General features: G+C 39.0%; 9 protein-coding genes and 3 pseudogenes. 3 read left to right on the plus strand and 9 right to left on the minus strand.

The window, feature by feature from the left end:
* Positions 1 to 403 precede the first annotated feature (403 nt).
* The gene (locus ACQKMF_RS19015) at positions 404 to 2,863 is read right to left on the minus strand and encodes a SpoIID/LytB domain-containing protein (protein ID WP_427574451.1); all 2,460 of its coding nucleotides are present in this window, start codon (positions 2,861 to 2,863) and stop codon (positions 404 to 406) included.
* A 189-nt stretch (positions 2,864 to 3,052) separates the two neighbouring features.
* On the opposite strand from ACQKMF_RS19015, the pseudogene ACQKMF_RS19020 reads away from it, so the two are divergent.
* Positions 3,053 to 4,478, plus strand: a pseudogene (locus ACQKMF_RS19020) (IS4 family transposase).
* Positions 4,479 to 4,642: 164 nt separating this feature from the next.
* Here the strand turns inward: ACQKMF_RS19020 and ACQKMF_RS19025 are convergent.
* The 3 genes from ACQKMF_RS19025 to ACQKMF_RS19035 form a co-directional block, all read right to left on the minus strand.
* On the minus strand, positions 4,643 to 5,215 hold the full coding sequence (locus ACQKMF_RS19025) for a DJ-1/PfpI family protein (RefSeq protein ID WP_048689580.1): 573 nt from the start codon (positions 5,213 to 5,215) through the stop codon (positions 4,643 to 4,645).
* A gap of 54 nt (positions 5,216 to 5,269) precedes the next feature.
* Complete coding sequence (locus tag ACQKMF_RS19030) at positions 5,270 to 5,983, minus strand: iron-sulfur cluster assembly protein (protein WP_427574453.1); 714 nt, start codon at positions 5,981 to 5,983, stop codon at positions 5,270 to 5,272.
* Between the two features lie 75 nt (positions 5,984 to 6,058).
* Positions 6,059 to 7,084 (minus strand): amidohydrolase family protein, encoded by a 1,026-nt coding sequence (locus ACQKMF_RS19035; RefSeq protein WP_048689574.1) that lies wholly within the window; start codon positions 7,082 to 7,084, stop codon positions 6,059 to 6,061.
* Between the two features lie 517 nt (positions 7,085 to 7,601).
* Here ACQKMF_RS19035 and ACQKMF_RS19040 point away from each other — a divergent pair.
* On the plus strand, positions 7,602 to 9,617 hold the full coding sequence (locus ACQKMF_RS19040) for a sigma-54-dependent Fis family transcriptional regulator (RefSeq protein WP_427574455.1): 2,016 nt from the start codon (positions 7,602 to 7,604) through the stop codon (positions 9,615 to 9,617).
* Positions 9,618 to 9,857: 240 nt separating this feature from the next.
* A pseudogene (locus ACQKMF_RS19045) lies at positions 9,858 to 10,203 on the plus strand (DDE-type integrase/transposase/recombinase); the annotation flags it as partial.
* Positions 10,204 to 10,262: 59 nt separating this feature from the next.
* Here ACQKMF_RS19045 and ACQKMF_RS19050 read toward each other — a convergent pair.
* The 5 genes and pseudogenes from ACQKMF_RS19050 to ACQKMF_RS19070 form a co-directional block, all read right to left on the minus strand.
* The gene (locus tag ACQKMF_RS19050) at positions 10,263 to 10,388 is read right to left on the minus strand and encodes an SDR family NAD(P)-dependent oxidoreductase (protein ID WP_353051629.1); all 126 of its coding nucleotides are present in this window, start codon (positions 10,386 to 10,388) and stop codon (positions 10,263 to 10,265) included.
* 138 nt (positions 10,389 to 10,526) lie between these two features.
* On the minus strand, positions 10,527 to 10,823 hold the full coding sequence (locus tag ACQKMF_RS19055; RefSeq protein WP_427574457.1) for a hypothetical protein: 297 nt from the start codon (positions 10,821 to 10,823) through the stop codon (positions 10,527 to 10,529).
* 30 nt (positions 10,824 to 10,853) lie between these two features.
* Positions 10,854 to 11,879, minus strand: a complete 1,026-nt coding sequence (locus ACQKMF_RS19060) for an LLM class flavin-dependent oxidoreductase (RefSeq protein ID WP_040375767.1) — start codon at positions 11,877 to 11,879, stop codon at positions 10,854 to 10,856.
* Between the two features lie 159 nt (positions 11,880 to 12,038).
* Positions 12,039 to 13,041: pseudogene (locus ACQKMF_RS19065) on the minus strand (LLM class flavin-dependent oxidoreductase).
* A gap of 31 nt (positions 13,042 to 13,072) precedes the next feature.
* On the minus strand, positions 13,073 to 14,038 hold the full coding sequence (locus ACQKMF_RS19070; protein WP_230175770.1) for a TIGR03571 family LLM class oxidoreductase: 966 nt from the start codon (positions 14,036 to 14,038) through the stop codon (positions 13,073 to 13,075).
* Positions 14,039 to 14,049: the final 11 nt, after the last annotated feature.

The raw sequence follows: 14,049 nt of genomic DNA on the forward strand, positions 1-14,049 counted from the left end.
TCATTGAGCCTTACCTATAGAAATTCAACAAGTTTCAAAAAATTCCTTTAGAGGTTCATCATAGTTCGAAAACACTGTGCTTGTAGAACTATCCTGCCCCGTTAGTTCATTAAGGGTACCTCCACATTCCCATCAAGCTAAGATATATTTGTATCCCCATAACGAAAAAATTCTATTTTCTATTGATTGATTTTACAGAAAAAGTAGCTCTTTTTTCGTTTTGGAGTGTTTAATATTTTTTATCTTGATGGCGATGCGGTGGGGACCCCAATAAGAGGCTGTTTCAGACTGAATTTACTATCGGAAATGAAATATATAGAAAAAGACCATGACTTTTAAGAATTCATGGTCTTTTTCAGTGCTCACCAAATTTTTTATTACGGCTTTTCACTGATTGATTTCGTTATCGGACGTTCGTTAGGTATTTTGCGTGCACATAACCTGTTCCCTTACCGTACTGAATTTTGTACCAAGAGCTACTCTTATTAATTACGGTAACGATTTGGTTTTTCTTCAAAGAGCCAAGAACTTTCCCAGATGTGGTTGGTTTGGAACGGACATTCAACTTTGTAGCATTGACCATACCAGTCATATTCTTCACTGCCGGTTTGTTTAAAGTGTAGGAAGTCGTCGTTGTACGTTTGTTCTGGCTTGGATCAATTGCTGTAATGGTAAACGTATACTTTCCGTTCGAAACCTTTGATACATTCCATGATGCACTTTGGATACCGGCATTATTTGTAGCATTATTGGTTAGTGTCGCCACGATTTTGTCTTTTGCATCTTTTACTTGAACGGTTACCTTCGCCCTTTCATTAATCTCATACTTCAAAGCAACATTACTCGTTTTTGAATCATATGAGGTTTTTATATTATTAATGGAAGGTGCCGTTATATCGGGTTTCGTTAAAGTAAATGGAACCGTTGCTGAGCTTTTATTTTGATTGCTGTCGATCGTTGCAATTTCAAATGAGTATTTACCGTTCATAACCTTCGATACATTCCACGATGTCCATTGGACACCGGCATTTTTCTCTTCATTAATGATCGGAGTAGCTTCGATTTTTCCTTTTGCGTCTTTTACTTGCACGGTAACCTTTGATTTTTCATTGATCTCATACTTCAGGAAAACTTTATTTGTTTTTGAGTCATATGAGGTATTTGTATTTTTAATAACTGGAGCCACTGTGTCAGGCTTTGTTAATGAAAATGGAACAGATGCTGAACTTGCATTATTACTACTATCAATCGCTCTAATTTCAAAGGTGTATGAACCGTTACTTACCTCTGATGCATCCCAAATGGCTAATTGCGATCCTGACGGCTTTTGATCCCCTTTGACAAGAGAAGCGATGATTTGCTCTTTTTCATCCTTAACTTCCACTGTCACATTCGCTTGTTCACTTGTATCAAAGGTTATTTTGACTTGGTTTGTTTTAGAATCGTAATGGGTCTTTAAACTATTAATCATTGGTGCTGTTTCATCTTTAGGTGCGGGATCCGGAGCTGGTGTTGGAATTGGCGTTGGAATGATAGGTGCCGGTTCTGGCTTGACTGGTTCTACTTCTTCAGGCTCGGGCTTATAAGCTTGTTTTAAGCTTGTCCCTTCATAATAGAAAGCAAGAATCTCGCGATACGTATTTCCCTTTTCGCCAGCCTTTTTCGCGCCATACTGACTTAGTCCGACACCATGGCCGTATCCCTTGCCTGAAACGTTAATCACATCCCTTGCTGTATCCACTTTGTCTACTAAAAAGCTTTTCATGATGCTCAGACCGATAATGTCTCTAATTTTCGAAGCCGATACATCTTCTAATATTACACTTTGCTGTAACGCTTTCCCTTTTTCTTTCACCATAAATTCAATCTTTATACTTCCTTTACTCACCCTGCTGCCACTTGTTAGTGCGTGAAGGGATAGGTGAGGGACAGCCGTTATTTTAATGTCTTTGCCGGTATATCCATTTTTCTGTAGCCATGCTCTTATATTAGAAATTACTGGTGTTTGTTCAACTTCCTTGGTATTAGCCCACCATGTATCTGCTTTTGTCAAATCTAAATTTGTAAGGTCTATTTGTTGCTTTTTTACACTAAAACTCCACACAGTTTGCGGATCATATGGATCGTCTTTGACCATTAAATATGGTAACTCTGTACCAATCCAAACATTATTGTTGGACTCGGTTTTCCCTCCATTGCTAGAGGAAAAAAGAGCATCTGAACCTATATGTTGTTTTTCACCATAACCGATGACCTGACCTTCTGTTGCTTTAACAGCTTTTGTTGAGTTTTCGTGCCAAGTGTAGCCACCGTATACCTGGTAACTCATTGTGTCGTCGGGCGTTCTGTTGATGTAGCTCATCGCATAGGTTCTTGCCGCAACAGCCTGTGCCTTTAAGGCTTCCTGATTCCATAAAGCCGGCATTTCAGCTGGAACAACCCCTTTTAAATAATCTTCAAGACCAATTGAGTTATATGGACGGATGAATTTTCCATCTTCCATAATAAAACGTAAATTACCTAAGTATGTACGCCCATTAATCGAAAGTGGACCGTTCCCTGTTTCAGGTTTCACTTCAATCTCAGAAGCTTTGCCTATCTCTTTTGAATCTGTCAGAACAACAATGTCCGTACCGCTGACCCTCAACGTATACTTCTTGTTCGATTCTAGTTTTACATTTGCTAGATTCGTAGTGTACGTGACTTCCGGTTCGACAGTAATCTCGGATTTATTACCAAGATAGCCTTTTAATTTAACCTTAATGATAGGATCGGCTGCCGCCTTAACAGACATTTCTGGAAGTAAAGATAGCATGAGAACGAGTGTAACAAACATCCATATTCCATTCCGTACCTTTTTCATTGAAAAACCTCCTCATAATTTGGAAAATTATTAAAATAATAGTATATCATCCATAATGAGACATTAGTCGATATTTTACTATTTTAGGGGTCCCACCGCATGGCCATTAAGCTAAAGTGAATTTGTATCATCATAACGAAAAAAACGCTATTCTATTTGTAGAAATTTACAGGAAGGATGGCGTTTTCTATGAGTTTTTCTGTTTTAGACGAAATGAATTTCTTTTCTCAAGAACTTCAAAACTACTTATCTCCGTCTTCTCTACAACAATTAGCTAAAGAAGTTGGTTTTGTTCCCGTAAAAGTAAATATCAAGCACAAGAATTAATTGCTTTATGTGTATGGCTTAGTCAACAGGTCGCGAGTACGCCACTCGCACAATTGTGTAGCCATCTCGTAGCATCTACAGGTGTCCTCATGAGCCCCGAAGGGCTTAATCAACGATTTAATGGTTCAGCCGTACAGTTTCTTCAACAAGTTCTAGCTAATCTTCTCACTCAAAGAATTCATTCAACACAAGAAATACTTCACCCCTACTCCACGACTTTTAAACGTATTCGTATCCTAGATTCTACAACATTTCAACTTCCAGATAAGTTTGCCTCACATTATCAAGTTTCTGACGGAAGCAGCCATACCGCAGGTGTTAAAATCCAACTTGAATATGAATTATTGAGTGGGAAGTTCCTTCACGTTTATGTAGGAGAAGGGAGAGAAAATGATAAAACCTTCGGTTCAACGAGTCTACAAATCATTCAACCGAAAGACTTATACATAAGGGATTTAGGGTATTTCGACTTACATGACTTACAGAAAATAAATGATGAAGGTGCTTACTATGTCTCACGTTTGAAGTTAAATTCTCGTATCTATCGTAAGAACGATAAACCAGAGTTTTTTCGAAATGGGACTGTGAAGAAAGGTACTCTCTTTATTCAGTTAGACACGGAAGAGCTTATGAATCAATTACGACCTGGACAAACACTCGAAATTTCAGTAGCATACATTGGCCTGTATCAAAAACTACCCGCCCGAGTGGTTATTCATCGACTAACTGAGGCACAAAAAGAGAAAAGATTGAAAGAACAAGCAAAAAAAGAATAGAAGAAGGGCATTACCTATAAAGACCGAAGCAAACGATTAAGTGGAATGAACGTATATATTACAAATCTTCCTTTAGAAGACGTTCCAACGGAACATATCCATGACCTGTATTCGTTACGTTGGCAGATTGAAATTCTATTTAAGAACTGGAAATCTTTCTTTCAAATTGACAAGTGCAAAGAGATCAAAAGGGAACGCTTAGAGTGTCACTTATATGGGCAACTGATTAGCATTTTACTCTGTTCCTCTACCATGTTTAAAATGCGTCAGTTACTTTTAGACATAGAAGGAGTTAAGTGAATATAAATCTATCTATATGATAAAAGACTATTATTTATTGTTTTATCAAGGATTACAAAAGGACACCCAAGAACTATCAAAGACTTTTCTCCATCTGTTTTACCTTTTGGAGAAAAACGGACGGAAATGTCATCGTTATAACAAGAAAACGGTCTTTGATATCTTAGGTTGTCTATGATTATTCGATGTCACAAAAACTCAAAGTTGCCTAATACTTTTTAAGAAAACTATTTGGAAGCCGTTTTAATAAATTCAGCCATAAATATTGTCCAATTTAAAAAGGATTGCCAGTGGCAACCCTTTTTTCTCAATATTAGTAATATCACCCATATTAGCTTGAAAATAAGGAGGGAATGTTTCAGTCCTTTTGACTTATTTAAACAGAAGCTTCTTTTTTAACATTTAGCAATTTAAAGAATTCTTTCATAAAACCTGGGAGATCTGGCCAAGCATGCCCTGACACGATATTGCCATCAACATGAAGCATTTCTTCCACGTATGTAGCTCCTGCAGCTTCTATTTCGGGTCTACATGCGTTATAAGCTGTCATCTCCCTGCCCTTTATATATTCTCTTATCGTTGTTAATACCAGTTGTCCGTGACAGATAACTCCAAGTGGTTTATTTTCTTTTAAAAAATGGGCGGTTATATCTTGTACTTTTTTATTCATACGAATATATTCAGGAGCACGGCCCCCAGGAATAATAAGTGCGTCATAATCAGTAGGTTCAATCTCTTCAACCGAGGCATGAGATTCAATTTTATATCCCCATTTCTCTGTAAACGTTTCCATTTCAGGCAAAAAATCATGAACAACTGTCTGGAGACTTTTTTTCACAGGTGAGGCAATTGTGCAATTAATATTTTCTTCGATACATCTATAATATGGATAAAATACTTCCAATGCCTCTACAGCGTCACCAGTTATAATAAGAACGTTTTTACTCATTTTTCATCACATTCCTTTTCTGAAATTTTTAAAAATTCCTAAGCATACTTAAAATTATATTTCCGTCAATGTACTTTCATCAGCGGAAGGCAAATTATATCGAGCCTCTAATAAACCGCGACAATAATGAGCATTAAACTCCATATTCATTCGTGACCCTTTAGCACCTCGCAGATAATCAGCAAACCCTTCTTCAGTTATCTCTTTATCTTCAGGAGTGGTTATGGCTAATTGATTTAAGTAATTCGACGTTTTTTTCTTTTCCAGGTATTTTTCCCTAAGTAACTTCCCTTCTACAGATAAAGGCAGTTCATATAGCTCTTGGATAGATATATTGAGGATTTCTTTCTTTGACATCCCATTTTGAAGTAAATATCTTATAAGTTTCTCTTGCCTTGCATAGAAAGCTTTTATCTGGAAAGTCTTACGTAATTCATCAAGATCTCCATCAGATAAACTACTAAAGGATTCGCTAAAGGATTTACCTGAAGTTGCTCCTTGGTTGATTTCAACCGAAGCACAGTGATCTAATAAAGTTACTTTAACTTCATTTACCCAGTCTAATTCAGCCACATACTTCAGTATATCTTCGGCCATGATATATGCGAAGTTAGGTGAACACCAGTAAGTTGGTAATCGAAAAACTACTTCGACATCGTTTTCTTTTATTACCGTGTGATCGATAAATCCTAATTCAGTTAAAGGCTGGTCTAATTCTGGATCATAAACTTTATCAAGCATGCTATAAACCTGTTTTTCTTTGTTCATAAAGTTCGATGCACCTCTCTTTTTCAATGATTGATACAAAACTTTAACACGACTCAACTGGTCTATTGATTGAGATTAAACCATTATATGTGAAGCTAGTTCGCACTTTTGTAACTTCGCTTTTTGAGCCTCGATATCAATATTATAGAGTCTGGCTGCATTACCGCCTAAAATTTTCTTTTTTACATTCAAATCAAAAGTTACGCCTGTTTCCTGTTGGATATCTTCAGGAAGCTCAAAATCTACGAATTTTTCGATAAGCCATTTTGGTTCCCATATTCCATAATCACTCCCGAAAAGGATGCGATCCTCATCCAGCCAGTACAATAACTCACTTATGATTTCTGCAAAATAACGAGGGCGTTGATGGATAAGTGATATGGCTACAGCTAATCCCCCGTATACATTTTTCTCTTGTGTTGCAATCCAACAAAAATCTTCCAGTCTAGGCAACCCAACATGCTCTACGATAAAATTCAGTTCTGGAAAAGTACTTGCAGCATCATCAACGTCAGCAACATCAAAAGCGTCGCGATTAAGCGGTGTGACCGTTGGACCTTTATGGATATGAATATTTTTTATTCCCAGATCAAGGCATTTTTGCAGATAACGCTGAGACCACGGATCAGACAGCTTATACCCTTTAGAATCGCCATACCAATCAGCTGTATAAAGTTTTATACCTTGCCAACCGTATTTCAATTTCATCGCTTCTAGATTTTCTAACCCGCGCTCACCATGTCGAGGATCAAGCGTCCCATTACATATAAAACGATTTGGATATTTTTTTGAAAGGGCATCATTCACATCAAAATCTCCAAACCCGTTTTTGTAAAACTCCTTAAGATATACCGGTTGAAAAATAGCCATATCAGCATATCCTTTTACAATGACATCCTGTACCAACGTTTCAGAGCCATATTTCTCGAATTTTTCCCTTGGCCAAAAATATTCTTCAGGACTCAAGTTCTTATGATAATCATAGAAACAACTAATAAACTGTTCCCCATGTATGTTTAGCTGGTTTTCCTTGCTTCCATCCCAGATTGCCACATGAGAATCAATAACAAAAATTTCTTCCCCGCTTTTCGTTTTATACAACATTATCACCCCTTCAAGTTTTGCCTTTCTCTTTACTTCATTGCAAATACTGTGCCAAAACTTCCTTCTTTACTATCAAAAATTATTAAATGTTTCTTTAATACAAGCAAGAGTACCTCTATTCCGATATTTATCAGGTTCTAAATAATTGGAAATTTGGAATGATAACTATAGATTTAAATAAAAATATTGAAAGTTCTGTATTTTTTTCTAATGATATATGGTGCATTAAGCGACACTGTATCTAAAAGTGACAATCGTAATTAAGCAAAGTGCGACACACCTAACTTATAAGTTTGATTAAGAATAGTAGATTATATTTGAGAGTGGGAAAGCATAGTGGAGACTAACAAGATTGATAATTTAGATAATTGGTATATAATATGTGTAACTATATTACCAACGTGATGGAGAGCTTTTTATTATCAATCACTTAAAAATATTGTAAGCGTTTACTGAAAGGTCAGGGTGATTTCAGAAACATGGCACGTACTTACATTAAAAGGAAGGTACCGGTATGAAGAACCCATATATTTCGTTGGATATTTTCTCTTCACCGAAGACTGAAAAGGATAGAATCGAAAGAGCCTGGGAGAATTTTATATCAGGCCAAAATTTAGTATCTGAAGTGAGATCCTTAACTTATCAATCTTGGGAGCGCTCTATTCGTCATGGAGTACACCCCACCAAAGGGAGAGCCCCACAGGTTCTGTCACAAAATGAAATACAAGAATATCAAACAACCCACACGTTCTTTTCTATTTCAGAATCCCTTCTACCAAAACTTAAAGAATCAGCAATAGATTCAGGTCACTTAATTGTGATTTGTAATCATAAAGGAGAATTATTATATCTAGATGGAAATGCCTCTCTCAAAAAGAAAGCCGAAAATATAAATTTTGCAGCAGGGACTTCATGGTCAGAGAGCTATGTAGGGACAAATGCTATGGGCACTTCTTTGGCTACAGGAGTCCCCATGCAAGTCTTCGCGGGAGAACATTTCTGCCAACCTGTTCACAATTGGGTATGCTCAGCCTCGCCGATTAAAGATCCTGCAACACAAAAGGTTCTTGGAGCGGTCAACTTAACCGGTATTTGGGACGTGGTACATCCCCTCTCTCTATCCGCTGTTGTTTCTATCACTCAAACAATCGAAGAAAAGCTCCAAAGCCAGCTCAAATTTGAGCACTTTTTGCTACTTGAACATTATAATGAAACAACTCGTAAAAGCCCCAGTAAAATAGTGGCTGTGCTCGATCGTGGACATCAAGTCATTAAAGCCTCCACCCCATGGTATGACAAAGGTTGGATTGATTACAATAACCGATTAATAAATTCATTATCAGTTTGCAGTGGCACAGAAGGCATGAAAGACGGATGGATTTTTGAGTCAGTCCCTTTATATCATCAAGGATTCCCTATTGGTTTTATGATACATGCGATTTCAAAAGTCAAACCTTTAAATAAAACGGGATTTAGTACAAAGTACTCCTTCACAAATATGATTGGGAAATCTCCGGAATTCCAATCTGTTATCGATGAGGCGCATACAATGGCCAATTTGGATTTACCCGTTTTAATTGAGGGAGAGAGCGGTACTGGCAAAGAGTTATTCGCCCAATCCATACACGCTTATAGTCATCGATCTGAAGCTGCTTTTGTAGCTGTTAATTGCGGGGCAATTCCAAAAGAACTCGCAGCAAGCGAATTATTCGGTTATGAGGAAGGCACCTTCACAGGAAGTATAAAAGGTGGCCGTTCCGGAAAATTCCAACAGGCTGAAGGAGGAACAATTTTTTTAGATGAAGTTGGCGAGATGCCACTAGATTTACAGGCCATGTTTTTACGCGTGCTTGAAGAAGGAGAAATTGTACGAATGGGTGGAAGAGAACCGATAAAATTAAATGTACGGGTAATTGCGGCAACAAATTGTAATTTAAAAAAAGCCTGCGAGGAAGGCACTTTTCGTAAAGACCTTTACTACAGACTTAATATCCTTTCCTTGGAAGTCCCCCCACTGCGCGAAAGAACAGGGGATGTCCCCTTATTATTAAATCATTTTTTGACAAAAACATGTGCAGAAATTAGGAGACCACCACTTAAAATAGGCGACCAAGACATGTTTGTCTTAGAGCAGTATGGATGGCCTGGGAATGTACGTGAATTAAGGAATTTTGCCTACAAAGTGGCCATAAAGGCAAATGGCAATATAATCACAAACAGTGATTTCCCAAAAGAAATCGGACTAACTAAAAGGATAATAAATTATTCAGCGACAGATCATACACATCAAAAATTGAATAATAAAGAACAGCCATTAATACTTACTAATCCTTCCTCATCCCACGAAGAATCAGTGAGTTATCCAATCTCTTTAAAGCAGCAAGAATTGCATATGATTCTTATGGTACTTAATGAGGCAAATGGCAATGTTACAGCGGCTGCAAAAAAACTTGGCATTCATAGAAGCACAATTTATAGAAAGCTCGGGCGGAATACTAAAAATGAAGGTTTATCTAATAACAATGGATAATGAAAAACCAGGATGTCCTTTCTTGATTTCATTGTGTTTATTGGGAAAATTATAAGTTCTGCCGTTTTTAATTCCTTATTTCACAAATGACCTGATAATTAAAAATCATCAGTATATTTAACACTATTTCTTAAAGGGAAAAAGTATATATATTTTCTGAAGTAAATGATGAACTGTAGAATTTCCACTTCAAAGAGCACCATGATACTTAACTGCACCCCAATTGTTAGACAACATCGAGGTGCTCACATCAATCATAAAATAGTTCTCCGATTGATGAATGAACTAGGATTGAAGTCATTGGTTCGCATGAATAAATACCGTTCGTACAAAGGGAAAATCGGCAAGGTTGCGACCAACATTCTAGCACGTGATTTCAAGGCGGCAAAGTCCAATGAAAAATGGGTTACCGACGTCACGGAATTCCATCTAGCTGGGGAAAGACTTAACTTATCGACTATTCTTGACCTGTTTAATGGAGAAATCATCGCCTATAATATCGAATCTCGGCCTGTTCATCCTCGTTTCCAAAATGCAGGATAAAGCCTTTGATAGCTTGGAATCGAAAGATTCACCCATTCTCCATATTAAAACCTATTGCCTCCCAGCTTTTCACTTTCTGCTGCTGCTTCTTTTAATGCTTCTTCACCACGGCCACAAATTACAACATTGGTTGGTGCCTTCCTTGGCAAACGCGACGGCAATTGCTTTTCCAATACCCTTACTGCCGCCTGTCACGACTGCCGTTTTATCTTTTAATCCCAGGTTCACTTTAGATCCAATCCTTTCTATGGGTGTCTATTGTTGATTACATATTAACAATAACATCTAGTCATAAACAAATAAACTATGGCTGATTTTCTGCTCTAATACTCAAAAAAGGAGGGAAACCAATAAGATGGTTTCCCTTTAAAATGTACCGTCTTGTTTAGTATAAGGTATATTCTTATACCACTGAGGTTCCATTATCAATTCCCTCCCTAAAGCGATTAAAGGTACACCTATTTCAAATGCTTTCATCACTTCATCGGGTGTCCGCAGCATTCCAACACCCATCACAGGAACACGACCGCCGACACGCTCATGGAACATAACAACTCGGGATGTCTGATTGTTATCTTCATGGATTGATCCGTTCCAAAAGCCGCCGACAGAAATATGGAGATAATCCAGGTCCTGGTCTGCTAACTTGTCCACTAATTGCAACGTTTCTTCTATGGTGATGCCAGTTTTGACCTATTTTAGCTGAGTAATTTCTGCCAATATTTCATAGGAATGGAGACGTGCCTTATGATCGTAAACCTGGGCGATTGCCATAATTTCATCGGCTTGACTTTCATCCAGAACCTTTTCCAGCTTTTCTTTTACGATTTGAGGACTGCCGACAATCGAAGTTCCTAATTGATTCTCAAGGGCAGCTATTTCATAGTCGCTAGCTATATCATTAATATTATCCACTGGCGGCTGCAATGGGACTTCCTTCCCGCGCATCAAATTCAAGAACTGCTGCTGCAATGTTGTAGCGAGCCGCTCAGCTTCTTGATCTGTATCGGCCGCAATGATGTTTAGCCCTACCATTGCATGCGGCTTGTCCAGTACTTTAGAAGGCTTAAACGAACGGCGGTACAGCTGGATAGCCGGCAGTGTGTTATGCGGCGAGAAATGGCTCGCAAATGCAAACGGCAGTCCAAGCTCTCCTGCCAGCTGGGCACTGTATCCGCTCGAACCTAACAGCCAAATAGGTATGTTTAATCCTTCACCTGGAATTGCTTTAACATGACTATATCCTTGTGCCAGGGAAGGGTCAAAGTAATTCCGGAGCTCAGCCAGCTGCTCAGGGAAATCTTCTCCTGAACTTCTCAAGTCACGTCTTAATGCACGTGCCGTAAGCTGATCAGTGCCTGGTGCACGGCCCAAGCCAAGATCAATACGTCCTGGATATAATGATTCCAGAGTACCAAATTGCTCAGCAATAACAAGAGGTGCATGATTCGGCAGCATAATGCCGCCTGAACCTACCCGGATTTTTGATGTACCTGCTGCAACATGGGAAATGACTACCGATGTTGCAGAGCTGGCGATAAATGGCATATTATGATGCTCAGCGAGCCAATATCGGTTATACCCCAGCTTTTCAGCGAGCCGGGCCAGCTCCAAAGTATTGCGAAAAGAATCAGCCGGCGTCCTTCCATCTGCAATTGGAGAGAGATCCAGGACCGAGAATGGAATATCCGTAATTTGTTTTGTATCATTTTCAGGCATATGCTCATCTTCTTTCTTTAAAAATTTCGTTTCAAACCTATAAAAGAATTTACAGGTTGTTTTCTTTGTCTTCTTATACTGCTTCAATCTAAATCACATTAATTTAACTGATTTAATATCTGCAGAAAATACATCCTTTATTAGACTAGACAATAATGTTTAATTTACTGCAGCCTGAGCCAAAATTTCATAAGAGCGCAGCCGTGCCTTACGATCAAAAATCTCTGTATGATTCATAATTTCATCAGCGTCAGTCTTTTCTATTAACTCATGGAGCTGCTGCTTCACACCTGCAGGGTCCCCGATGATGGAAGTGAAAAGCTGTTCTTCAACCGCCCTGCGTTCATTATCGTTCCAAAGTTTGACCATATTATCAACAGGTGCCAAAATGAGCGAAGGCTGTCCGCGGGTTAACAAAAGAAATTTTTGATACATCGAAGTGGCAAGCCTTTGTGCTTCCTGTTTCTCATCAGCAGCCACCACTTGAACGGCTAACAGTACATAAGGCTCCTCCAAAAATTGAGACGGACGAAAATAATCCCGCTACAATTTTATGGCCTCCATCATGTTACCTGGAGCAAAATGTCCCGCGAAAGAGAATGGTAACCCAAGCATTCCAGACAATTGTGCACTATAAAACCCTGAACCTAACAGCCAAATTGGCACATTTTTTTTCGCCGGGAATGGCGTGAATGCTAAATGAACCATTCTTTGTGGCTGTTCCTGTACCATAAAGATATGCGATAAGCTCCTCAAGTGGGGCATCAAATTCAGGTTCACCAGCAACCCTATGCCGCAATACATTTGCTGAATATTGGTCGGTGCCAGGTGCCCGCCCCAATCCAAGGTCGATTCGGCCAGGGAAGAAGGTTTCTAATGTTCCCAATTGCTCAGCCACGGAAAGAGGAGAATAATGGGAATGCAGCATTGCACCTGATCCAATACGCATTTTTTCCGTGACAGAGACTACTCGTCCAATTACGATCGGGGATGCTGAACTCGCCATTCCTGCCCAATTATGATGTTCAGCAACCCAAACCGTTTATATCCCCACTGCTCTGTTTTCTTTGCTAGATCAAGCGTGTTTGAAGGGAAAGTCGGCTGATCCTCCCTCGACAATTGGGGAGGGTTCTAGCACTGAAAGTTCTATTTTCTTTGTCATAATTCTTCCTCCTTTTATACAATTAAATTTTTTAAAACTGGCCTGTACCTCTATGGGTTGGAAAGTAGGGTAAAACAAATTCTCCAAGTTCCTGGATTACTTCCTCTGGAGGGCGCTTGGAAAAATACAGAACAAACGCCAAATGGTTGACACCAATCGCTTGAAATTGATGAAGTAGATCAACTAAACGGTTTCTTCCTACGGAATAGCCTAAGGGTATGGGGACAGGCATTTCATCGGGATTTTCCAATAAATTGATGAACAAGCTTTGAGAGAAGGGTTTAAAATCTCCTGGAGCATGAACTTCAGTTAAAGCACGATAATCCTGGATAAGCTGCGCCTGTTGAGTAATGCTTCTTGGGTATTGAAGCCACCCATCCCCATTCCTGGCTATCCAATTGATAGACTGATTGCTAAATCCAGTCACCATGGTCGGAATCGAAGATACAGGCTTTGGGATTAACCTCATATCTGTACCATCGATAAGTCCGGCGTGGCTGTGGATTGTCGGCTGATCTTCTTTTAACAGCCGGTCGAGAATTTCGAAATTTTCTTTAAATAACGGACCGCTTTCTTGCTTAGATATCCCTAAAGCTGTAAAGTCTTTTTCCCTGTCCCCTGATGCCACTCCCATAATCAATCGACCTGGAAACAATTGATCAATTGATGCAGCTTCCTTGGCTACCCTGACGGGGTGGCGCAAAGGTAGAACTACACTTCCTGTCACTAACGCAATGTGCTTCGTATAGGCAGCAAGATACGTCAAATAAATCCATAAATCGAACTTTTGGCCGTTATCATCAATATTCAAATCCTGCATCGTAATATCACGGAGCCATAATGAAGCAAAGCCATATTCCTCAATTTTACGGGCAAGCTCCAGCTGATTCTCCATAATCGGATTTTTAGACATCCTGGCAGTCGGGAGGATAAATCCGAGTGTCATTTTGTCTTTCTGGTACATGCTGTTATAGGCACGATGATTTTGAAAACTCACTCTTGGTCCTC

The organism is Peribacillus sp. NPDC101480 (genome assembly GCF_050277335.1).
In the GTDB taxonomy this organism is placed as follows: domain Bacteria; phylum Bacillota; class Bacilli; order Bacillales; family DSM-1321; genus Peribacillus.